The organism is Bacteroides caecigallinarum (genome assembly GCF_021531075.1).
GTDB classification, from domain to species: domain Bacteria; phylum Bacteroidota; class Bacteroidia; order Bacteroidales; family Bacteroidaceae; genus Phocaeicola; species Phocaeicola caecigallinarum_B.
This window is the reverse complement of sequence record NZ_JADYTJ010000011.1, coordinates 21912-45021: the sequence shown is the minus strand read 5'-3', so window position 1 is coordinate 45021 and position 23110 is coordinate 21912. Positions and strand designations below refer to the sequence as shown.

The window sequence follows — 23110 nt, the reverse complement described above, 5'->3', positions numbered from 1 at the left end:
TGTTTCAATTAAAATATTATTTCAGATTCTTCACTCCTTTCATTGCAGCCTTATCCGTAACTTCCATGATACTGATAGCATAACCGCCACCCGGCGCTGCTTTCATTTTCAATACAGATTTGGCCGACACAATTCCTTTCCGAATGGTATAAGCTTGAGGATTAGTTCGATAATGGGCATCCTTACTGTCTTCATAGACAGTGGCAATATACTTCTTATCCTTATCAAGGAAGTCCAACTTCAATGCTGAAATATGACCGTCCTCGTTACTGGTGCAGCCTACAAACCAATTATCCGTTCCCTTAGCCTTACGGGCAACCACAATATAACGTCCCGGTTCGGCTTCAAGATAACGGCTTTCATCCCAATCTACCGCTACATCCTTGATGAACTGAAAAGCATCCATAAAACGTTCGTAATTCTCCGGAAGGTCGGCAGCCATTTGCAAAGGGCTATACATAGTGACATACAATGCCAGTTGACGCGCAAGGGTGGAGTTTACATGAGAATGACTGTTGGGATTCAATTTATTCATATCCATTTCGAAAATACCAGGGGTATAATCCATCGGGCCGCCTTGCAGACGAGTAAACGGAAGCACAGTGGTATGAAAAGGTTTGTTACCGGCAAAAGCCTCGTATTCCGTACCTCTGGCAGACTCATTACCAATCAGGTTTGGATACGTGCGGCAAAGTCCCGTAGGACGTACTGCCTCATGGGCATTAACCATGATACGATGCTTCGCAGCTTCAGTCACAGCATACAGATAATGATTATTAAGCCACTGTCCGTAATGATGTTCTCCACGGGGAATTATATTCCCCACATAACCACTCTTGACCGAGTTATATCCATATTTATTCATCAGCTGATAAGCCGCTTCCATATGCCGTTCGTAGTTACGTACAGAGGATGATGTTTCGTGGTGCATCATCAGTTTCACCCCTTTTGAATGAGCATATTCATTCAGCATTTTAATATCAAAATCGGGATAAGGAGTTTGGAAGTCGAAAACATAATCTTTAGAATTGCCAAACCAATCTTCCCAACCAATATTCCAGCCTTCCACCAATACTTGGTCGAAGCCATGTTCGGCGGCAAAATCAATATACTTCTTTACATTAGCATTGTTAGCCGGATGGACCCCGTTGGGTTTCACCCCGGTATAATCCGTTTCACCGAGTTTCACCGAAGGAATATCCCAAGTATACGCCCATGGCTTTCCACCGGCAATCATTTCCCACCACACACCGATGTACTTCATCGGCTTAATCCAAGAAGTATCTTCATATTTACAAGGCTCATTCAGGTTAAGAATAAGATTCGATGCCAATATCTTCCGTGCGTCGTCACTCACCATCACCGTACGCCAAGGAGTATGGCAAGGACTCTGCATATATGCTTTGTTTCCTACCGCATCCGGAGTCAGCCATGATTCGAATATTAAATTCTTATCATCCAGATTAAGATGCATACATGAATAATCAACCAACGCAGCCTCGTGCAAATTGATATAAAGTCCTTCGGCCGTTTTCATCTGAAGGGAAGTCTGCACACCGGTAGGCGAGAAAACAGTCTGCGAAGCATTACCGCTGACAGCGCCTTGCAGCAACCCGCGGATTTCGGAAAGTTTAGACTCCGTATAATCATATTCTTGTGTATCATAATCTCCCGGAATCCACCATGCAGTATGGTCACCGCTCATGGCAAACTGCGAATGTTCCTCCTTGACAACGAAATAGACCAAATTCCTCTGCTGAGGGAATTCGTAACGAAAGCCTATCCCATCGTCGTACACGCGGAAACGAAGATTCATAAAACGGCCGGTCGATGTTTGCTTCAGTTCCACCAGCAGTTCGTTATAATGATTACGTATATCCTTATTCTCTCCCCACACCGGTTGCCAAGTTTCATCGAACGAAGATGTAGAGGTATTTACTACTTCAAACCCCTCCTGCAAGCTTTCCTGCCCGTTCAGTTCAAGACCCAAGGTACTGGGATTGATAACCTGAGATTTCTTGTATTGTAAAGAATAAGAGGGTTTGCCTTTTTCTTGCAGTTCAAAAGAAAGATGGACATTATTGTCCGGAGAAACCTGTTGGTAAACCTTGGTAGCATTCTGCGCTTGCACCGTCAGTGCCATAAACAACGCACAAGTTACCAATACTATCATTTGAAAAGTTTGTTTCATATTCAAAAGTACCTGTTTAAGTAAATAATAAATAAATCTGTATGATTTATCTGAATTCATATCACTAACTGACAGTTTGTATAACCTATGTCTATTCCTTGATTATACCTCCCCGCCCCTTTACTATATGAGCCTTTATTAAAAGGCTTTTAATAGTACAAAAAAATATCCTCATTCATAGATTATTCCGTTAATATAGACATGTATTTATGAATGAGGATATAAGCTTTTTATAAAATCCTGAAAACTGTTATTTCACCCTAACCAATTCAGTTATTGCTGATTATAATTTCTCTGCGGTTAATGTCACATTACTCGAATCGGAAACATCCAGAGTAAGTTTATAAGTACCGGTTTGGTCTGTCGTTACTTGCCATTTGTAATCTCCACCATTCCCCTGACGATAAGCTACATTCATGTTACCTTCTGTTACAAATGCAGCATTTGCCTCAGGAGCATAATAATCATTATTATTATTATTATATTCTATTTTGGAGAGTATTTTAAATTCACCCTCATGCAAGTTGATTGTCAATTCATATTTATTTCCATCTATCTTTGTAAAATAGGGAGCTCTTTTCAAATCATAACCATTGTTTGGATCTTCACCCTCTGGCACTAAAACAGTTCCAACCAAATAAACAACATCTAACTTTTCCACTTTTACTTTCATAGTTTCCACATTAACAGTGACAGTATATGTACCTTTTTCTGTTATCACCCACTTATTATCACGTTTAATGGATTCATTATCATTATAATAATATATCACAGGATATGCATCCATTTCCGCACCTAATTCTACATCTTTATTAGTTGCTCCATTCATATTAGGCATTAATTGTACATCTCCAATATTACTTTGTTGAAGGAGAGCAAATTTCATTTCTTGGTTATCACCGGTTACATTTCCTGTCCAAGTAAAGGTTTTCCCATCTTCGCTTTTCGTCATTTCATACGGCAGTTGCCAATCCGTGAAACCACTTGCCAAGTATAATTTATCAAATTTCAATGTTCCAGGAACTATTATATTACCATCACTTATATCACCATCGTCCCAATTCTTAACGTTTACTCCTGTAATACTTACATTTATATTTCCTGAAGGAGTTGTTTCAAATTTAACTGTATAAGTATACTTCTTACCAGGTTCAAATGTAGTAGTGTTACTAATCGTCGCATTAAATATTTTTTCATTCAATTGAAATGTCAATTGACGATCTACTGCACTATTGTTTTCGTCATTGGGTAACACAATAGCTTCAACAAACCTATTCGTGCCTTCATCAAGATTCCAATATTTCATAACTATGTTTTCTTTTTCACTCCCATCAGCAATCAACAACTTATCATTCAAAATATCATACTGAATATCAGTATATTGATTGTCTATTGCAGCATGTATACCTTCGGTATTGACATCACCTTCTATTTTAAAAAAAAGTTTAGTCAAACGATGTTTAAATTCAAGATTAATAATAGGATTACTTTTACTTGCACCTTCTGCTTTTGCTGACATTAAATCTATACGTGGCTGCACATCCTGATTAGCTAAATCCAACGATAATTTATTTTCAACTACATCTCCTTGCGGATAATAAGCCACTACATTCACAGCATCACCACTTTCGGGAAAATAAGCCGTATTAGTTTCCCCGTCAGGAGAAAAATTACCATTGTCCTTATCAATTACTACATAACGATAATTACTTACACCACCTACTATGCTATTTTCTGCAGTTACCATATACACACCGATAGTGTCATTCTCATCCCAATGGTCATCTGCCGCACGTGTCATAAGCATATTGATATCACCATTTATTTGCAGTGGTACCCGTCTGCTATCCATTACCTGTTCTTCTACTTCATTGCTGCAACCTGCCATCATCAAAGCAGCCAGCATAACAAAACATGTTTTCTTTTTCATTGCTTAAATCTTTAAAGTTCTTAATTATTTTAACCAATCTAAATCTCCTTTTTCTTCCACAACCCAAGTCATGACCTTACCGTTGAACCCGCCTCTTCCTTCTATATCCAACGGCGTATTACCGCCTTCGTCAAGTTTAGACAATACTTCAGTAAGGTCGGTAGTTATTGTCTCAGTTGTTTTATCTTCTTTAGTTATCTCCACCGTCATTATCTGCCGCTGGGCTTTTTCTTGAGATACCCCCAATAGACGCACAGTGCCTTTGAGCCGCATTCTTGCCTCATCTTCTGCTACCGGTGACGCAGTAAAACTGACAGAAGCTTTAGCCACACTCAGCTGTTCACCGGTAGTCAGGTCTATACTCGAAACTACATTATCCAGCATACCTGTCACCGATCTAATACTCTCCACATCGGTATCCATTGTTATATTAACTTGACGTGTACGCTGTTGCATCTTTACAGTCAGCCGCAATGTATCTCCTGTCAAAGCAAGTAGTTCATCCTGTACTAAATCCTCCGAAACAGAAAACAAATCATCGGGATTACCTGTAACGACAGAACTTCCCTCACTCCTTGTAGCTACCGTATTCAGGGTAGCTATATTACCGTTAACAGTAACTCCTTGCGGTTCATTATACGCCACCATGTCATAATCACTTGTGGAGAGCAATAAAAAACTATTTACATTACCGGTTACTTCCTGTGTCTCATTGCCTATACGCACCATATATTTCGCCGGTGCTGCCGAAGAACATTCCGACCAATCTGCCGTAAGTTTTACCACAGTCCGCGCTTTCTTCATCGGTGCCGGTAATTCGTCTTCGGCACAACTGCCCATCACGCATAGTCCTGCCAAGAGAAGTAAAGCATTGAATTTACATAATCTTATTCGTCTCATTTTTCAATAAATATTAGTTGGTAAACTTTTCATTTTCCTTAACTCTGCTTTATCTTGCACTTCTATCAAACTGATGGCATAGCCTCCACCCGAAGCCGCCCTAAGTTTCAGTTTGGTTTTGGAAGTAGCAATCCCTTTGCGAATAACATAAGCCTGCGGATTTTTCTTCCAATCGGCATCTTTTGCATCGGCATAAACAGTAGCGATATACTTCTTACCGGGAATCAAAAAATCAAGTTTAAGATTGGATACATGCCCATTCTCATCGGCCGTACAGCCTACAAACCAATTATTTGTACCTTTGGCACGTCGTGCTACAGTGATATAATCACCCGGTTCGGCTTCCAAATACCTGCTTTCATCCCAATCTACCGCCACATCCTTGATAAACTGGAATGCATCTATAAAACGTTCGTAATTCTCAGGCAAATCCGCAGCCATTTGAAGCGGACTATACATAGTACAATACAAAGCCAATTGACGGGCCAATGTAGTACGTGCCTGCTGATCCTTTTTATAACCGTTCTCGTAATAACTCAAATCTCCCTGAAAGATACCCGGAGTATAATCCATCGGTCCGCCCATTAAACGGGTAAAAGGTAAAATAGTAGTGTGATCCACCGGATTACCGCCCATTGATTCAAATTCGGTTCCACGGGCAGATTCCTGCGCCAACCAGTTTGGATAAGTACGGCACAACCCCGTAGGACGTACAGCTTCGTGACTGTTTACCATAATATTAAAATCCGCTGCGCGCTTTGCCACATGTATATAATGATTATTCATCCATTGCGAAGCATGATATTCGCAACGCGGAATTATAGGGCCTACATAACCCGTTTTTACTGCATTATAACCATGATTCACCATAAATTTGAAAGCATCATCCAATTGTCGTTCATAATCAGCGGCATTGGCAGACGTTTCATGATGCATCATTACACGCACCCCCTTTTCATGGGCATACCGCTGCAATTCATCTACATCGAAATCCGGATAGGGAGAAGTAAAACTAAACTGGCGATTTTTAGTATAAGCCGTCCAGTCTTCCCAACCTTCGTTCCATCCCTCCACCAATACGGCGTCAAAACCATGTTTGGCAGCAAAGTCAATATATCTTTTTACATTATCGGTATTGGCCGCATGACGCCCATTAGGAGTCAGTTTGCTATAATCGGTCACTCCCGGTTTTGCACGATTATAACTGCTGTATGCCCAATCTTTCCCTGTCCCGATAAACATCTCCCACCATACACCGATATATTTCATCGGCTTAATCCAAGATGTATCTGCATATCTGCAAGGCTCATTCAGATTCAGAATCAGCTTACTGGCAAGGATATTCCTTGCGTCATCACTTACTACCACTGTGCGCCAAGGTGAGAAGCAAGGGGTTTGCAAGAAACCTTTATCACCGTTTTTATCCGGTACTAAGCAGGCAGTCAAACAAAAAGACTTATCATTTACATTCAATTCCATAGCTGCGTAATCCACCAAAGCAGCTTCATGGATATTAATGTACAATCCGTTACTCCCTTTCAGCATCAGAGGCGTCTGTACTATCAAATCACCCGCCGATTTCGCTTCATACGACTTCATGGCCACGGATTGTTTAGGCATCTCTTCACGTATCTGAGAAAGAGGAGCTGTGGTGTAGGTAAACTCATTAGTGTCATAATCACCCGGCATGCAAAAAGCCGTATAATCATGCGCCAAATTGAACTGAGTCAGTTCCTCATTGATAACGAACTTATTCAAAGTAGGTTGTTCGGGAAACTCATAACGAAATCCCAAACCATCATTAAAGAGACGAAAACGTATATTCAACGTGCGCCCGCTGAAACCTTGTTCCAATGTAAGCAGCATTTCGTTATAATGGTTACGGATAAGCGATTGCTCACCCCATACCGGTTTCCACGATTCGTCCAATGAATCCGTCTGTACCGATTTCACACTGAAATCGTTCATTAATCCGCGTTCATATTTAATATCCAATCCGAGACGACTCGGTGCAAGCACAGCTTTACCTTTGTAAGAAAGCTCGTAATAGGGAATTCCCCTTTCTACTACTGTCTTCAGTAATAAATTACCGTCAGGTGAGGAAAGATTCTGCGCTTTCCCCACTGCTGCCAGAAGTAGAAATAACACTATATTAATTGTATTTTTCATATTTCTCTATCTATTCATAAGTGAGACAATCAGAGTTTTGTCAACCTCACAATCTTGCAGGCATGCGCCTCAAGTTCCACATTCAAGTTATCAGCTTCTCCTTCATCTGCATGTTTCCACAAGTCACGCACTTTCATCTTACCCTCAATACCTAAATCGGAGAATTTCACCGAACGAAACTGCTTGGAATCTTCGCGATTGAACAGGCCTATCACCCAGTCACCGTTTGTCATCTGTCCATACCATATCTGACTGTCCGTACTATTTAAAACATCGGATAAAGGTTTACCGACAAAACCATCCTTATTCAAAGCCAGCATTTCTTCGTTCTGGCAAAACTTCAAATCTGAATTGGCAAAACTATCTCCCGGCACATCGGCAATCGCTACCGGACCGCCCGCCATGAGTTGCAGAGAAATGACACTTTCCTTTTCCGCATCGGAAACGAATGTATTCAAGCGGATAAAGTCACCGTCCATAATCATTTTACCACGTCCGGAGTATTTAGACCAGTGCGTAAAGCCATCGAACATATTGCCACAACTGGGCCAATCTTCAAATACTTTGCCGCGATCGGAATTAGACACATGATGCCAGCCACCGCTCCACGTATCACCAACGATACGCGCCATATTACCATACTCACGCTCCAGAGCCGCATCCTCATGCATATTGGGCATTACCAACGAAGTAAATACACCGTATTTCTTTGCAGCCTTACAGATATATTGCAGAGCAAGTTTATAATTCTCTCGTCCGTACCCTTTACCTTTTATGGCATTCATACCGCGGTCGTACCCGTTTTCATAATAACAAAGAAAGTCCATACGGATAAAGTCCACACCAAGATTCTTATAATATTTAAAGAAGCCGTCGATGTACTCCTCAGCACCTTTATGACTTGCTACTACCCACGAGAAGCCATCGTCGGCGTCAGGATAAAGTACATTATCTTCACCTTGCTTATAACGCAAATCCTTGAAGGTAATATTATCAGTACCCTCTATAATGGTTTCTTCCGGACCATGTATCCACAAAGGATTGTCATAGACACCCAATTTCAGTCCCTTAGCCTTGCACATTTCCGAAAGTTTCTTCAGTTTTACCGATCCGTATTTCGTCATATATCCCGTAGGATCGGGCTCGGAAGTACCATCCATCGCCATAAAACCATCCGTACAAATCATATTGTAACCATAAGGAAGCAGATTTTCCGCCACATAGTCGATTATATCCTGCCAGGAACCTTCAGACATATCAATAGCCTGTCCTTGCCCACCGGCATTGACCAATTCTTCATTTCTGCGCTCCAATCTCCAACAGTATTCATAGACACTCCAATAGAGAGGGGCGTTATAAGTATGTATTCCTTCCGTATCAGCGTCATCACCGGGAGTTATCACGGGATCATCGGGAATCATATCCGGTGTCCAGCCTGTACCCTTATCCTCGCATCCTCCGAAAAAGAATGTCAATGCCATCAAAAACAGTTTCATATTCAAATTCTTTATCATATCATTATTTTCACCTGAATTTCTCAAACAAGACAATACTTGTTTTATTATACTTTCATTATCACTCAGATTTTGTCAGACGTACAATCTTGCAAGAACGCCCGGGAATCTTATAACTCAAAGAAGTTTCAGCTTCCCCCACATCCTCATGTTTCCACAAATCACGCACTTTTACCTTGCCCTCAATGCCTATTTCAGAAAAATCGAGTGTACGGTCATATTCATCATCTTCTTTATTGAAAAAACCTATGATATAGTCTCCGTCGGACATCTGTCCGTACCATATTTGATTTTTTGCATTCCACAAATCATCCGACAAAGGTTTTCCTACAAATCCGTCTTTGTTTAAAGCCAGCAATTCTTCATTCTGATAAAACTTTAAATCACCGCTGACAATCGTATTATACTGATCGGCTACGGCAATCGGACCACCCGCCATCAGTTGCAAAGAAATCACGCTCTGTTTTTCACCTTCCGTCTTAAATGTATTCAAACGGGTAAAATCAGCATCCAGCACTACCTTTCCCCTTCCCGCAATGTGCGACCAACTGATAAGGCCGGTAAACATATTAGAGGTAGACGGCCATCCATTGGGATTGAACCATGTAGAGCCATTGCTTGCAAAGTGTTCCCACCCGCCTTTCATTGTATCGGCATCTACCCGAATCATATTACCATATTTCTTCTCCAACTCCGCATCATTTTTCAGATTGGGCATCACAAGCGAAGTGAATACCTGATACTTTGTGGCGGCCTCGGAAATATACTTCAGCGCGAGTTCGTATTCTTCACGTCCATATCCTCTACCGGGCATTCCGCCGGCACCATCTCCCGTTTCAAACAGACAGAGGAAGTCCATACGGATAAACTCTACTCCTATTTTCTTATAATATTTAAAGAAGCCATCAATAAACTCCTTAGCACCTTTATGGCTGGGAACTATCCAAGTAAAGACATCCCCTTTTTCCGGAAAAAGAACATCATCTTTGTCGGAATCGTACACTAAACTCCCCACTGTAATACCTTCCGTACCTTTTACTACCGTTTCATACGAGCAGTGTACCCATAACGGATTATCATAAACACCCAGTTTCAAACCTTTGGCCTTACATTTAGCTACTAAATCCGTCAGTTTTATACCGGCATAATGGGTCATATACCCACCCGGTTCAATACCGGGATCGTTTGTCATTGACATAAAGCCGTCCGTACAAATCATATCGTAACCATAAGGCAGAAGATTCTCCGATACCCAATCAATATTCGCATCCCAAGTCACTTCAGGCATATTCGTATTACTACCGGCCTGTTCGGCTACCCAGGCATACTCATATACACTCCAATATAAAGGAGCGTTCAAACTGATAGGTGCATACACCTGTTCATCGTCATCATCATCATCAGACGGCAAATTCTCGTCAGGAATCATATCAGGCGTCCATCCGGTTCCTTCATCTTGGCATCCCCCAAAAAGGGATGCCACAATCAATAAAAATTGTATAATAAATATTTTTTTCATAATTATCTGGTATTACGGTAGTTTTTCAAATTTAACTGTCATATCTATCACATTCAGAGATATCTTATATTCCCCGGCTTCATCCACTATCCACTTCTTGTCGTTCTCACCTGTAGTATCAGGATAATCTTTACGTACCATTTTCTGGGCATTGGTAACTAAAGTACCATTTACCTCAGGCATCAAATAATCACACTCAAAACCTTTAGTATTACTCAGGGGAAATTTTATTTGTCCTGGGTCGAGATGTCCTTCCCATACAAACGTACCTTCCTTTTCATCCGGATTATACTGGAAAGCTATTTTAAATGGTGTTTCCCATTGGGTTAGAGTAGCGTTACCCGTCATCCAAACAGCTTTAATAGGGAGATTATCAGGTATTTCTATTTTCGGTTTCTTTTCAAATGTTATTTCCATCAGATAAGTATCCAAAATTATTTTATAACTGCCTGCCTGAGATTCCGTAATTTTCCATTTATAATCATGAGTTCCTGCCTCTACATACTCCATAGTATTATCACCGCCAGGCTCTGTATGATGCGTCTTCGGCATCAGATAAGGTATATTCCAATCCTCACGTAATTCCAACGGAAACTTTAATTCTCCTTCATATAAATCCCCTTCATAAACAAACTGTATATTATTAATTCTCTTCAATTCAACCGCACTCATAATATTCCAACCTGCCGGAGTAGCATCACCTACCGCCCAAACTTTTTCATATTTATTTTCCGGATATTCACTTGCAATAGTTAATTTCTCCACATCGACAGTAATGAAATAATACCCAGCCTTATCTATGTGGAACAATGTTTCCGTATCATTATCCGTTTCATTATAAACCAATGTATTGTTATCGGCGCCTCTTGTATAAGAAGGTGTCAGACTTGTCCGGCTCTTTATGAACTTAAAGTTACCTTGCTTCAAATGTCCGCCCCATTCATATTTTTGTTCGGAAAGCACCTCGTTCATTTTAAGCGCTTTAGTTGCATCCATCTCTTCAACGGCGCTACCTACAATGAAAAGATCTCTCGCCGCAATATAATAACCTGTCACCGAAAACTGCACTTTGGATATTTCCGGTTTCATATATACACTGCCTCCTGAAACTTCAGCTATGATTTCTGCCTCTAACATGGCGGTTTCTCCCGCTGTTACCTTCCACCCGTTCAATAAAGCGTTCATTTCCTTGTGCGTATAACTGATACTTTGTACACCTTCCGGAATTTCTACTTTTGCGATGGAAGTCTCAAAGTTATTATCGGCTATATCCATCTTAAAATAATATGTGAGTTTCGTTCCTTCTCCTCGATTGGCAGCACTTCCCCATGTAAAGGATATTGCTTCTTCATTACCCAAATCCTGATTCAATACCACATCACTCGAAGAAACTTTCAGTCCCATCGTGTCTTGTGGGGAATCCAAAGTTATCCGTTCCGTTTCATCTTGACAGCCCATAATTACAAAGGGTAATGTCATTAGAATATTTTTTATCGTATTCTTCATAATAATCAATTGCATTTTTAACCGTTAATTCCAATAAGGGCTTTGAACAAGTTTATCATTCTTATCTATTTCCGACTGATGGATAGGGAACCAATAATAGGCTTTCTTGTATACCCGTTTCAGATAAGGCGTACGTACATAGAAAGAAGATTTATCTCTTCCGCTGAAATTCATTCCGTAGAAATCACCGTTCAATACATTTTCCGCTTCTTTCCAACGGCGAAGATCATCATAACGGATTCCTTCACAGCTCAATTCCACACGACGTTCGGCACGAATCAACTTGCGCATTTCCGCCTGGTCGTTCAAATCAACATGAATAAAATTTTCATCCGTAGCACCCGTGGTATACTGACGAATGCCCGCACGTTCACGGATTTTATTCAGATAGACCAAAATGTCTCCATTACCCGGATCGGATTCGTTCAATGCTTCCGCATAATTCAGATAAGCCTCGCCCAAGCGATAGACAATACCCGGACGATACTTATAAGTACCCTGTTTTACATTTAAGTCCGGAGAGATTTTTTTACGTATCAAATAACCGTTTTGTGGAGCATCATGGGTATGCGGATTGTCGGCGCTTCCATTGAAAAAATTAAATACACGCTTTTCCTGTGTGAAATAAGAGTTATTATAGCTCACCGTAATATAGAAACGAGGCTCACGATGACAATACATATTATAAGTATCTTTCTTGCTTATCACTCCTCCGTTCACTTCCGTATCCCACACTGTATTATCACGCGTTTCATCAGAAACAGAATAACCTGTTTCCACATATTCGGAATTATCATCATTGATAGGCAGACCGTTTTCCATAAAGAATGCATCCACCAACGACTGCGTAACGCCTAAGCCGCCGCTACCGCCACTGGCAGCCGGAGTAGCATGTTTTTCGTATTCCCCATATTCCGAACCACCGGGACGTGCAAATAGAATTTCAGTATTTCCTTCGTCATATCTTGTCAGGAAAAGATTTTGATAAGACATAAACGGGTCTATTGTACCATCTTCATTCTTCTCCGTATACAATTTATGTCCGGCAGCTTCAGCGGCATCAATCAGTTCTTTACAAGCCTGCGCTGCATACGCCCATTTAGTCTTGTCGGCAGTAGTACTGAAAAGATTCTCGCCGTCCTTATTCTTATGATTTGCATAATCAGGATTTCCATTTACCAACGGACTGGCGGCAAAAAGTAACATACGGGCACGTACTGCAAGACACATGATAGAAGTAGCACGGCCGTATTTACGTGCTTCGGTATATTTGGCAGGAAGAATTTCGGCCACTTCCTTCAACTCTTTATCCACCCAATCCACCACTTCATAATAGGGGCGTTGTCCTTCCATTAAATCCGCCAAATTAAAGTCTGTCGGCGCTATATAGTTCGGTTTGAAAGGAACCGGACCATACGTATTTGACAGCAGATAATAATAATAAGCGATCATAAACCGCATCTCCGCTTTCATATACGTCACTTCAGTAGCACTGATTCCCTGATCGGGCAGCGGATGTACGTTTTCTATAAAAATATTAGCCTCGCGTATCAGCTGGGGCAACCGTGACCAATAGTTACCGTCCCAATCCGTAGAAGGTGTCCATTCGCCCAATAGCATCGGAATTACTTTCCAATCCCATTGCCGCCACCGTTCAGAGGCCGTCATATCATCACTGAGAATATCCCATCCTAATTTCCGCGCGTATCCCCAATAAGGATCAGGAACATGAGAATATACATTGGCAAGCCAACCCTCTATACGGGTTTTATCTTCGAATACCATAGGGAGTGTCAGTTCCGTATCTGATTCTTTATCCAGATAATCGACGCATGAAGTCAAGAGCTGCATACCCAAAACTCCGGTTATAATATATTTAAATAGTTTCATAATATGATTGTATAGTTGGTTATCATTAAAAATTCAAGTCAAATCCCACCATCAAAGAGCGCATGGACGGATATTTCAAACCGTCGACGGTATCCAGTTCAGGATCCCAAAGTTTGAATTTGGAAAGATAGAACAGATTGTTACCGCTCACAAAGAAGCGGATGCTCTTGGCATGAATTTTACGCGTAACAGACTGAGGAATACTGTAACCCAATTCTATTGATTTCAGTCTCAAGAAACTCATATCTTTCTTCCACCAGGTAGAAGCACGGCTATTATTGGTATTCGTACTCTCTGATAGACGAGGCCAGAACACATCCTGCGAAGGATTCTTTTCTGTCCAGCAATCGGTATAATTATCGTATACATTACCCAATACGCCTTGTCCGCTCCCCGGAATAAAATAATCGGAACCACCGATAACGCGATACGCATCTGCAGAGCCCTGGAAGAAGAAGCTGAAATCCCATTGCTTGTAATTCAGGTTACCACCGAAACCGTATACCATACGCGGATCTTTTGTTCCGCCTATATATCCTTCATCCGCTTCCGTAATGACCCCATCATCATTCATATCGACATATTTGATATCTCCCGGACGTACCTCCGTTCCTAATTCAGGTTTCGGTATACCGGGTTTCAGTTCCCCGTTTATAAAATCATCTTCCGTAAAAAGGCGTTCTGCCTGCAATCCCCATAGGGTATTAATGGAGCGTCCCGTAATGGAACGGTAAGTTCCTTTGACCGATTCCGGCTCGTCTTTCTCCAATATCTCATTTTTAGCATAAGTGACAGTACCTCTCAGGCTCATTGCCCAATCATCATTGAACCGTTTGTTGTAAATTACCGAAAGATCATATCCCTGATTATTCACTTTACCATAGTTGGCATACGGATTAGACACGAAACCTGCTTGGGTAGGGATGGTAGAACGTTGCATAAAAATACTGGTACGTTTTTCTTTAAAGAAATCCAGTTGTACATCCAACTCGTTCCACAACCCCAATTCAAGACCGATATTCATTTTAAAAGCTTTTTCCCAAGTCAGATCGGAAACCCCTACTTCACCTTCCTGAATACCTGTGTAATAGTTGCTATCGGTATATCCGAAATGATAACCGCTGGAATTACTGTTAATGGTAGTGATATATGCAAAACGACGACCGCCGATATTATCATTACCTACCGAACCGACAGAAGCTCTCAACTTCAATTTTGTAATGTCTTCCTGCAAATTCCTCATGAAGCTTTCTTCTGAAATCAACCAACCGATGGCTACGGAAGGGAAGAAACCGAAGCGCTTGCCTTTTGCAAAGTTCTCCGAACCGTTGTAACCGAAATTAAATTCACTGATATAACGGCGGTCGAAAGTATAAGAAAGACGACCGGCGATACCTTGTGTACGATTAGGTTGTATATCACCCCAGTCATAGCTACGCTGGTTGTATAAGAAAAGCGCATCAAGCGCATGTTTGTCAAAAGTACGGTTATATGTAACGGCAGCTTCCAGATAAGTACTTTGGTTTCCGTAATTGGCGTTACTTGAATGGTCTAAAAACTCACTACCATAACTCAAAATACTGTGCACCAATTCTCCTTCATCATTACGCGACTTGGCCACACTGTAATAATCAGGTTCCTTACCGCGAGTAACAAAATTCTCATTATATGTATCGAATGCAAACGTCACTTTCATTTTCAGCCCCGGAGTAATCATCTTTAAATTCTGTTCCAAAGAAAAAAGAGATTCCAGCTTACTTTTTCCACCGCGGTAATAACCGTTCTGCGTATTCATAGCCCACGGGTTTTTACGGGTATTGCTGACACGAGGAATGGTACCGTCCGAATAAACGGCAGGATGTACAAACGGCGGAGTCTCGAAAGCAGCTTGAAACAGTTCATCCGTACTACTTCTCGATTTACGAAGATTCTGTAAATAACCTCCCACATTGAAACGTAAAAGCGTTGTTTTCGTCAAATCCAAATCCACATTGGCACGAATATTATAACGGTTCAGTTTGCTTTGCGTATCGTAAGGCAGTGTTTTATCAGACCCCATAATTCCGTTTTCATGGTAAAGAGAAGCTGTCAATGAATAGCGAAGTATTTCCGTACCGCCGGATACCGTCAGATTTGCACGCGTAGAATTAGCGTAATCCTTGGTTATCGCATCTATCCAGTCTACATCAGGATATAAATCTTTATCATATCCATAATAAGTCTTCAAAATCTGGTCTTTCGTAAACAGCCTTTTGTTCGGGTCGGACTGAAGCGTATTCAGCAAACTCATATATTCGGCAGCTCCTATGAACTGAGGAAGCTTTGTAGGAGCCTGAATAGATTGCTCCACACGTAAATTTACGGAAGGAGCAGATACCGAACCGCGTTTGGTATTAATCAAAATAACACCGTTGGCACCTCGCACACCATACATGGCACTGGCCGATGCATCTTTCAATACTGAGAACGATTCTATTTCCGCCGGATCGATATCATTCAAACTACGCTCTACGCCATCTACCAAAACCAACGGAGACGTATTTCCGCTGAATGAAGATATACCACGAATCCAAAAATTTGAGTTATCATACCCGGGCTCTCCCGAAGGCTGTACGGCAATGACACCTGCCAGTTGTCCCGCCAGATTATTACTCATGGAACGGGATGAACCTACCTGTAATTTCGAAGGATCTAAAGTTTGTACGGAACCGATAACCGAGAGTTTCTTCTGATTACCGTATCCCACAACTACCACTTCATCCAATGCTTCTACATCTTCCAATAAAGTAATATTAAAATTGATATTATTACCAACCGGAATTTCCTGAGTTTTAAATCCTACATAGGTGATGACAAGAATACTGCTTTTATCAGGTACTTCAATATAAAAATGGCCGTCAATATCGGTAATAGTCCCCTCTGAAGAACCTTTTACCATAATATTTACACCCACTAAAGTGTTTTTTTCTTTGTCGATGACAGTACCACTGACACGGATACCTTTTTGCTGCTCGATAGTCTCACTTTCGGAATATGGAATATTTGCATATGACGGAAATATGCATACCCCACAGAATAAAGAACCTACAAGCAGTGTTTTCTTTAAATTCATAAGTAATTACATTTATTCGGTTATTAAATGATATTATTCAGTCCTTGTTATAATTTCAAAGGCTGATGCAAAAATCATAAATCAATCTAATACAAACAAATATATAAGATTAAAATACAAAGATAGTTTACTATCAAATACCTGAAAATCAAATATTTGATAGTAAGATCAAGACATAAAAATACAAATGCCGTACAATACTTAAAAGGATGTAATCTGCATAATATTTTCTTCAAAATGCTCCGGATCCAGCGATTTCAGCCTTAACCGCGAGCGATAAGAATAGATGGTAGCTTTAGAATAGCGTAAAAAAGATGCAATGCGTTCACTATCGGTGATTCCCAAGCGAATCAGAGCAAAGATACGCAGTTCCGTAGTCAGACGACCCTCTTGCTTAGGCACAATGGAGTTGTTTGCAGGTAACAATGAATTGAATGCTTTTACAAAAGATGGGAACAGGTGCAGGAAAGTTTCATCAAAGGTATTATAAAACGCTTCGACTTCCTCTTCGATAATGACGGAAGATTTCAATGTTTTAAATAAATCCTCAAGTTTACCGGACGCCGCTTTTTTATTGAGCATTCTGCGGTAATTATCCATCTTGTTGATGTAAGAAGAACATTCCGTCATAAACTTGGTAATGTAAAGCTCCTTAATATTGTTAGCTTCCGAAAGCGACTGGTTCATATCCGACAATGCGTGATTGGTTTCATGGAGCTCTTTATTGGCAGATTGAAGTTGTTCGTTTACAGAATTAAGCTCCACATTCAACTGTCTTAACCGTTCATTGGCCTTGTTCAGCTCGCTTCTTGCCGCCGATAGTTTTTTTATTTGCCGCCGTACATAAATTACCAAACCGATAAGAAACACAGACAATATGCTGATACATGCCAATGCAATCATCATCTGTTTCTTTTCTTTCTTCGTTTTGACTTGATAGGCATTAGCGATAATAGGCAATGTTTGTGTCACTTCAATAGTACGCAGGCGGGCATTACAGAATGTAGCATCATCCAACGAACGGCGCATATAAATATATGCCCGATTGATATCGCCTTCTTCATAGAGGATAGTGGCCAATCGGCGCAGCGAAATATATTCTTTTACCGCCCATTTCATATCAGCCATTGCAGAGACAATCAAGTATTTCTTTTCTTCTTCCCTGTTTCCTTGTCTTCTGTAAAAATCGGATATGGAGTAGGCCACATAGGCTACATCACGGTTATCAGGATCCAGTTGGCGGTAAAAATCGAGTAATATCTGCAACCCTTTGCTATAATCTCCCTGTTCCAACAATCTGTCAGCACGTATATAAACATCGGTAGAATCATTTTTCTGCATAATCGAATCTTTATAAAGCATGGCTTTTGCCCGATATTCCTTGCTTTGAGACTCGATAATGGTATACTTTACCATAGCTTCATACAGTGTATTGTAAATGAGGAAATAATACTTCTCCAGATATTCTGCCAGCGTAGCCCGGTTAATATTTTGTAAAATATCCGATGCTTCTTTATACATACCACCCTGTATCAGCACATAAGCCATATTCAATCTTGAATCGTCAATGTAATCCTGGCGATTCATCTTATAGGCAGATACCAGTTTTTCCTGTGCATAATGAAGTGCGGAATCAACCACATAAGAAGAATATTCATTGAAAAGAAAGTTCTTCAACTGATAGCGTTCTTCTTCCGATGCGGTTTTGCGTAATTTTGATTTTACGTCAGAAATACGTCCCTCGCGAATATCAACATATTTCTGCTGTTCAGCCACTACTCTATCCAAATCTTCCAAAGAGGGAAAAGCGGTGTTTTGAGCCTGTCCAGCACAGAAATGTAACAATATCGATACGAAGAAGATGTTTCTTTTCATTTTTATAAATTTTTGATGGATACAAAGTTACTACAAAAAGTGAAATGCGGAAGAATATGGTAATGGATTTGATTTTGAAGACAATAGAATGAAAGCTGTGGAAGCCAATATTCCATTGTCTTAAGGGTATCATATCAATAAGATTTCGGCGTATTATAAAATATGAAATAGTCCGTAAGAAAAAATACCAATATCAAGCATTATTTCAAAGAATGTCCGATTATATCCTGTATATGGTTTTTCAAGATATGAAATGCCGGAGAAACCATTGACCCATGGTCGAAGCCATCCAGCTCATAAAGATATGTCTTTTTATGACCGTTTTCCTTCATCATTCTCCACAGATATGCAGTTTCTTCATATCGTCCCAGTAGTTCCATATCTCTGTCGCCTGATATGATTATCATCGCAGGTGCATCTCCACGTACATAATATAGAGGAGCATACTCATCTATACTAGGCTGATTGGTTCGCATGCCTTTTGACTCACGATACGCAAAATGGCTAATTGCATGACCGCTGAAAGGGGCCAAAGCCAGAATAGAATCTGCGTCAATATCATATTTAGCTAGCCATTTTTTATCAAGCCCAATCATATTTGTCAGATAACCTCCGGCTGAATGTCCCGCGACGAATATTTTCTTAGTATTTCCGCCATATTTCTCTATGTTTCTGAATGTCCATGCAACAGAGGCGGCCGCGTCATCAATACAATCCTTTAAATCGGCTTTAGGCAATAGTCTGTAATTAACTGCCACAATACCTAAGCCACAATCTTTAAGTTCATCAGGAATAAAACGCTCGCCACTGGTAAGGCCTCCACCATGGAACCATACGACTGTCGGGTAATCTTTTATATTTGCAGGTACATATAAATCCAATTTACATCTACTCAATGCATATTCATCACCTGTAGAACGATAGGATATATCGGGAATTATTTTATAATCCTGTGACCAGGCTGCTATATCGAACAACAGGAGAAAAAGAACAAAACAATAAATTTTCCTAAACCTCATATATATAAATTCAAATAGGATATATCAATACAGGTAACTATAAAAACATAACAGTCAACATACTATAATTGATATATCCTCTATTATTGAAAAAATATTTGAAAATTACTTTTTAAAGTCAGCCCAATCAGTCAGACGCATATCTCCCTTGTCGAGGAATACTTCATGCATTCCCAATGCTGCTGACAAGCTGTGACTGGTCTGTCCCTTGCTGGCTATCTTGAGATAATCCCACAACAACTGCTTATAGTCCGGATGAGCGCAGTTCTCAATAACAGTCTTGGCACGTTCCATAGGACTCTTGCCACGCAAATCGGCAATACCCTGTTCTGTGATGATTACATTTACAGAGTGTTCGCTATGATCCTGATGTGACACCATAGGAACAATAGAACTGATACAACCACCCTTCGCTGTTGAAGGACAAGAGAAAATAGAGATATAAGCACTGCGCGTAAAGTCGCCAGAACCTCCGATACCGTTCATCATCTTGGTTCCGCAGATATGTGTAGAGTTTACGTTACCGTAAATATCAGCTTCGATTGCCGTATTCATAGAGATAACTCCAAGACGGCGTACCACTTCCGGACAGTTTGAAATTTCAGAAGGACGCAACACAAGTTTGTCACGGAAGAATTCAATGTTATCGTAAATATCCTGCAGACAGTCGTTTGTCACACTCAAAGAACATGTACTACCGAACTTTATTCTACCGGTTTTTACCAAATCTATCACTGAGTTCTGGATAACTTCAGTGTACATTTCAAAAGCAGGTACATCAGGATTCTTACCCAATGCACTCAACACGGCATTTGCTATATTGCCTACCCCAGACTGTAAAGGCAAGAAAGTAGAAGGTATTGTACCCTTACGCAAATCGTTCACCAGGAAGTCTGCCACATTCTGACCAATCTTGTCGGTAATAGGATCCGGATCGTGGAACCCACGGGCTTCGTCAGGAATATTCACTTCCACCACAGCAGCAATCTTGGCCGGATCAACCTGAATATATGGTGTTCCGATACGGTCACTAGCATGTTCTATCATTATAGGACGACGATGTGGCGGACGTTCTAGTTCATAAATATCATGCATACCCATAAGACTTGTCTTGTTATGAGCAGCGTTAAGTTCGACTATAACTTTTTCTGCCAGACGTGCCACTGTAGGGGAAATACCCACACCGGCAGTAAGATAAATACGTCCGTCGGCAGTCAGTTCACAAGCTTCCATTATGGCAACATTCACCTTACCCAAGAAACCGGAACGGATTCGCTGAGCCATTTGTGACAGATGTATATCAGAGTATTTTACCTGTCCGTTGTTGCAAGCCTTGCGGAAATCTGAATTTGTAGTATATGGTGCTCTGAAATCAAGAGCATTTGCACGTATCAGAACGCCGTCACATGAATCACCGGTTGAAGCACCTGTAAGAACGCTCACTTTAAAATGTTCTCCACGTGCATGTTTTTCTTCAGCCATTTTAGCCAACTCGGCAGTAACAGCCTTAGGTGTTCCGGCTGGTGTAAATCCACTTAATCCAATAATATCTCCGTCTTTAATCAAACTTGCAGCTTCGGCCGCTGTCATAAATTTATAGCTCATGATATTGTGTTTTTAAAGTTATTTGTATATATTCGAAACTTAGTAAGTTTTCTGAGACTCTCCAAATTTAGAAAAAAAACATCAAATCCAATACTTTCTGTTACAAATTTATGATAAAAAACATATTCTTTTAACAATTTGCTCATTCAAACTGTTATATTTCGGTCTTCAGAACGTGGAACTAATCCTTAGTATGCCGATATAGAGCATTATGCAGTGTGATTCTTTGTTGAAAGAACCATTAAAAAGGTGTTGACAGTTTGACCGCTGATGTACAGACTTTTCCTTCTTCAAATCCGTAAAAAAACACGGGCAAATTTAAGGTAAAACGCGGGCAAGTTTAAGATTGAATGCGGGCAAGTTTTATTTCCTATTCGTAAACGTCCTGAAAATTGAGTAATTTCCCGATATAAAATATATTATGTACGTTTACTGTAAATATAAATAAAACCGGTATCTTTGCAAAAATTTTAATCAATAAATCAATCAATTATGACAAATGAATCAACAGGAGCAGACTTAAAATCTGCAACTGAACATGACAGCAAAAAACTGTTCATCGAGACTTACGGATGCCAGATGAATGTGGCAGACAGTGAAGTAATAGCATCCATCATGCAGATGGCAGGCTACTCTCCATGCGAAACCCTTGAGGAAGCTGATGCAGTGTTTATGAACACGTGTTCTATCAGAGACAATGCGGAACAGAAAATTCTGAACCGTCTGGAATTCTTCCATTCTCTGAGAAAGAAAAGGAAAAACCTGATAGTAGGTGTATTGGGCTGTATGGCAGAACGTGTGAAAGAAGACCTGATAGAAAACCACCATGTAGACCTTGTGGCAGGTCCTGATGCATACCTTACCCTACCGGAACTTATAGCATCGGTAGAAGCAGGAGAGAAAGCAATCAATGTAGAGCTGTCGACTACAGAAACTTATCGTGATGTCATTCCTTCGCGCATCTGTGGTAACCACATTTCAGGATTTGTGTCAATCATGCGTGGATGTAACAACTTCTGCCATTACTGTATCGTTCCTTACACAAGAGGACGCGAAAGAAGCCGCGACGTGGAAAGTATCCTGAATGAGGTTCACGACCTTGAAAAGAAAGGCTACAAGGAAGTAACCCTACTGGGACAGAACGTAAATTCATACTGTTTTGAAAAAGACGGAGAAACTGTTACATTCCCTATGCTCCTACGTATAGTGGCAGAAGCTGTGCCGGGAATGAGGGTTCGTTTCACGACATCACATCCTAAGGATATGAGCGACGAAACACTTCATGTCATAGCAGAAGTGCCAAACGTATGCAAGCATATCCACCTGCCTGTACAGAGCGGAAGTTCGCGCATACTGAAACTGATGAACAGAAAATATACACGCGAATGGTATCTGGAAAGAGTAGAGGCTATACGCCGCATCATCCCTGACTGCGGACTCAGCACAGACATATTCTCAGGATTCCACAGCGAAACGGAAGAAGACCATCAGATGTCACTGTCGCTTATGTGCGAATGTACATACGACTCGGCATTCATGTTCAAGTATTCCGAAAGACCAGGTACATACGCATCGAAACACCTTCCTGACGACGTACCTGAGGAAATCAAGATACGACGTCTGAACGAAATGATAGAACTGCAGAACCAGCTGTCAGCTGAAAGCAACGCAAAGGATGTAGGAAAAACATTCGAAGTTCTTGCAGAAGGCGTATCAAAACGCTCAAAAGAACAATTGTTCGGTCGCACGGAACAGAACAAAGTCGTAGTATTCGACAGAGGTTCACACCGTATAGGTGACTTTGTAAAAGTAAAGATTACAGAATCAAGCTCGGCTACTCTTAAGGGAGTTGAGGTGACAGAATAAAAAAAACTCCAGCA

At 40.7% G+C, this 23110-nt stretch carries 13 protein-coding genes; 1 reads left to right on the top strand and 12 read right to left on the bottom strand.

Annotated elements, in window-relative coordinates; all coding sequences use genetic code 11:
• Positions 1–16 precede the first annotated feature (16 nt).
• The 12 genes from I6E11_RS04965 to I6E11_RS04910 all read right to left on the bottom strand — a co-directional run bounded on the left by I6E11_RS04965 (position 17) and on the right by I6E11_RS04910 (position 21230).
• The gene (locus I6E11_RS04965; RefSeq protein WP_204392514.1) at positions 17–2191 is read right to left on the bottom strand and encodes a glycoside hydrolase family 97 protein; all 2175 of its coding nucleotides are present in this window, start codon (positions 2189–2191) and stop codon (positions 17–19) included.
• Positions 2192–2474: 283 nt separating this feature from the next.
• Positions 2475–4121 (bottom strand): fimbrillin family protein, encoded by a 1647-nt coding sequence (locus tag I6E11_RS04960; protein ID WP_235336743.1) that lies wholly within the window; start codon positions 4119–4121, stop codon positions 2475–2477.
• Positions 4122–4145: 24 nt separating this feature from the next.
• Positions 4146–5021, bottom strand: coding sequence for a FimB/Mfa2 family fimbrial subunit (locus I6E11_RS04955; RefSeq protein ID WP_235336742.1), 876 nt, complete (start codon positions 5019–5021; stop codon positions 4146–4148).
• A gap of 3 nt (positions 5022–5024) precedes the next feature.
• Positions 5025–7190 (bottom strand): glycoside hydrolase family 97 protein, encoded by a 2166-nt coding sequence (locus tag I6E11_RS04950; RefSeq protein ID WP_235336740.1) that lies wholly within the window; start codon positions 7188–7190, stop codon positions 5025–5027.
• Between the two features lie 29 nt (positions 7191–7219).
• Positions 7220–8686 carry an alpha-galactosidase gene (locus I6E11_RS04945; RefSeq protein ID WP_235336739.1) on the bottom strand — a complete coding sequence of 489 codons (1467 nt, stop codon included), beginning with the start codon at positions 8684–8686 and terminating at the stop codon, positions 7220–7222.
• A gap of 79 nt (positions 8687–8765) precedes the next feature.
• Positions 8766–10223, bottom strand: a complete 1458-nt coding sequence (locus tag I6E11_RS04940; protein WP_235336736.1) for a glucan 1,6-alpha-isomaltosidase — start codon at positions 10221–10223, stop codon at positions 8766–8768.
• Between the two features lie 12 nt (positions 10224–10235).
• Positions 10236–11681 carry a SusE domain-containing protein gene (locus I6E11_RS04935; RefSeq protein WP_235336735.1) on the bottom strand — a complete coding sequence of 482 codons (1446 nt, stop codon included), beginning with the start codon at positions 11679–11681 and terminating at the stop codon, positions 10236–10238.
• Between the two features lie 72 nt (positions 11682–11753).
• Complete coding sequence (locus I6E11_RS04930) at positions 11754–13619, bottom strand: RagB/SusD family nutrient uptake outer membrane protein (protein WP_235336734.1); 1866 nt, start codon at positions 13617–13619, stop codon at positions 11754–11756.
• Between the two features lie 25 nt (positions 13620–13644).
• Positions 13645–16731 (bottom strand): SusC/RagA family TonB-linked outer membrane protein, encoded by a 3087-nt coding sequence (locus I6E11_RS04925; protein ID WP_235336733.1) that lies wholly within the window; start codon positions 16729–16731, stop codon positions 13645–13647.
• 201 nt (positions 16732–16932) lie between these two features.
• On the bottom strand, positions 16933–18606 hold the full coding sequence (locus I6E11_RS04920; RefSeq protein WP_204392530.1) for a SusR-related protein: 1674 nt from the start codon (positions 18604–18606) through the stop codon (positions 16933–16935).
• 200 nt (positions 18607–18806) lie between these two features.
• Positions 18807–19625 carry an alpha/beta hydrolase gene (locus I6E11_RS04915; RefSeq protein ID WP_204392532.1) on the bottom strand — a complete coding sequence of 273 codons (819 nt, stop codon included), beginning with the start codon at positions 19623–19625 and terminating at the stop codon, positions 18807–18809.
• A gap of 105 nt (positions 19626–19730) precedes the next feature.
• Positions 19731–21230, bottom strand: coding sequence for a butyryl-CoA:acetate CoA transferase (locus I6E11_RS04910; RefSeq protein ID WP_154044246.1), 1500 nt, complete (start codon positions 21228–21230; stop codon positions 19731–19733).
• A gap of 492 nt (positions 21231–21722) precedes the next feature.
• On the opposite strand from I6E11_RS04910, the gene miaB reads away from it, so the two are divergent.
• Positions 21723–23096 (top strand): tRNA (N6-isopentenyl adenosine(37)-C2)-methylthiotransferase MiaB, encoded by a 1374-nt coding sequence (miaB, locus tag I6E11_RS04905; protein ID WP_235336732.1) that lies wholly within the window; start codon positions 21723–21725, stop codon positions 23094–23096.
• Positions 23097–23110: the final 14 nt, after the last annotated feature.

Excerpts from the sequence above, each read along its gene's own strand:
- I6E11_RS04950 (WP_235336740.1), bottom strand. The coding sequence starts at position 7,190 with ATGAAAAATACAATTAATATAGTGTTATTTCTACTTCTGGCAGCAGTG.
- I6E11_RS04930 (WP_235336734.1), bottom strand. The coding sequence starts at position 13,619 with ATGAAACTATTTAAATATATTATAACCGGAGTTTTGGGTATGCAGCTC.
- I6E11_RS04965 (WP_204392514.1), bottom strand. The coding sequence starts at position 2,191 with ATGAAACAAACTTTTCAAATGATAGTATTGGTAACTTGTGCGTTGTTT.
- I6E11_RS04915 (WP_204392532.1), bottom strand. The coding sequence starts at position 19,625 with ATGAGGTTTAGGAAAATTTATTGTTTTGTTCTTTTTCTCCTGTTGTTC.
- I6E11_RS04955 (WP_235336742.1), bottom strand. The coding sequence starts at position 5,021 with ATGAGACGAATAAGATTATGTAAATTCAATGCTTTACTTCTCTTGGCA.
- I6E11_RS04925 (WP_235336733.1), bottom strand. The coding sequence starts at position 16,731 with ATGAATTTAAAGAAAACACTGCTTGTAGGTTCTTTATTCTGTGGGGTA.
- I6E11_RS04960 (WP_235336743.1), bottom strand. The coding sequence starts at position 4,121 with ATGAAAAAGAAAACATGTTTTGTTATGCTGGCTGCTTTGATGATGGCA.
- I6E11_RS04920 (WP_204392530.1), bottom strand. The coding sequence starts at position 18,606 with ATGAAAAGAAACATCTTCTTCGTATCGATATTGTTACATTTCTGTGCT.
- I6E11_RS04940 (WP_235336736.1), bottom strand. The coding sequence starts at position 10,223 with ATGAAAAAAATATTTATTATACAATTTTTATTGATTGTGGCATCCCTT.
- miaB (WP_235336732.1), top strand. The coding sequence starts at position 21,723 with ATGACAAATGAATCAACAGGAGCAGACTTAAAATCTGCAACTGAACAT.
- I6E11_RS04945 (WP_235336739.1), bottom strand. The coding sequence starts at position 8,686 with ATGAAACTGTTTTTGATGGCATTGACATTCTTTTTCGGAGGATGCGAG.
- I6E11_RS04910 (WP_154044246.1), bottom strand. The coding sequence starts at position 21,230 with ATGAGCTATAAATTTATGACAGCGGCCGAAGCTGCAAGTTTGATTAAA.
- I6E11_RS04935 (WP_235336735.1), bottom strand. The coding sequence starts at position 11,681 with ATGGGCTGTCAAGATGAAACGGAACGGATAACTTTGGATTCCCCACAA.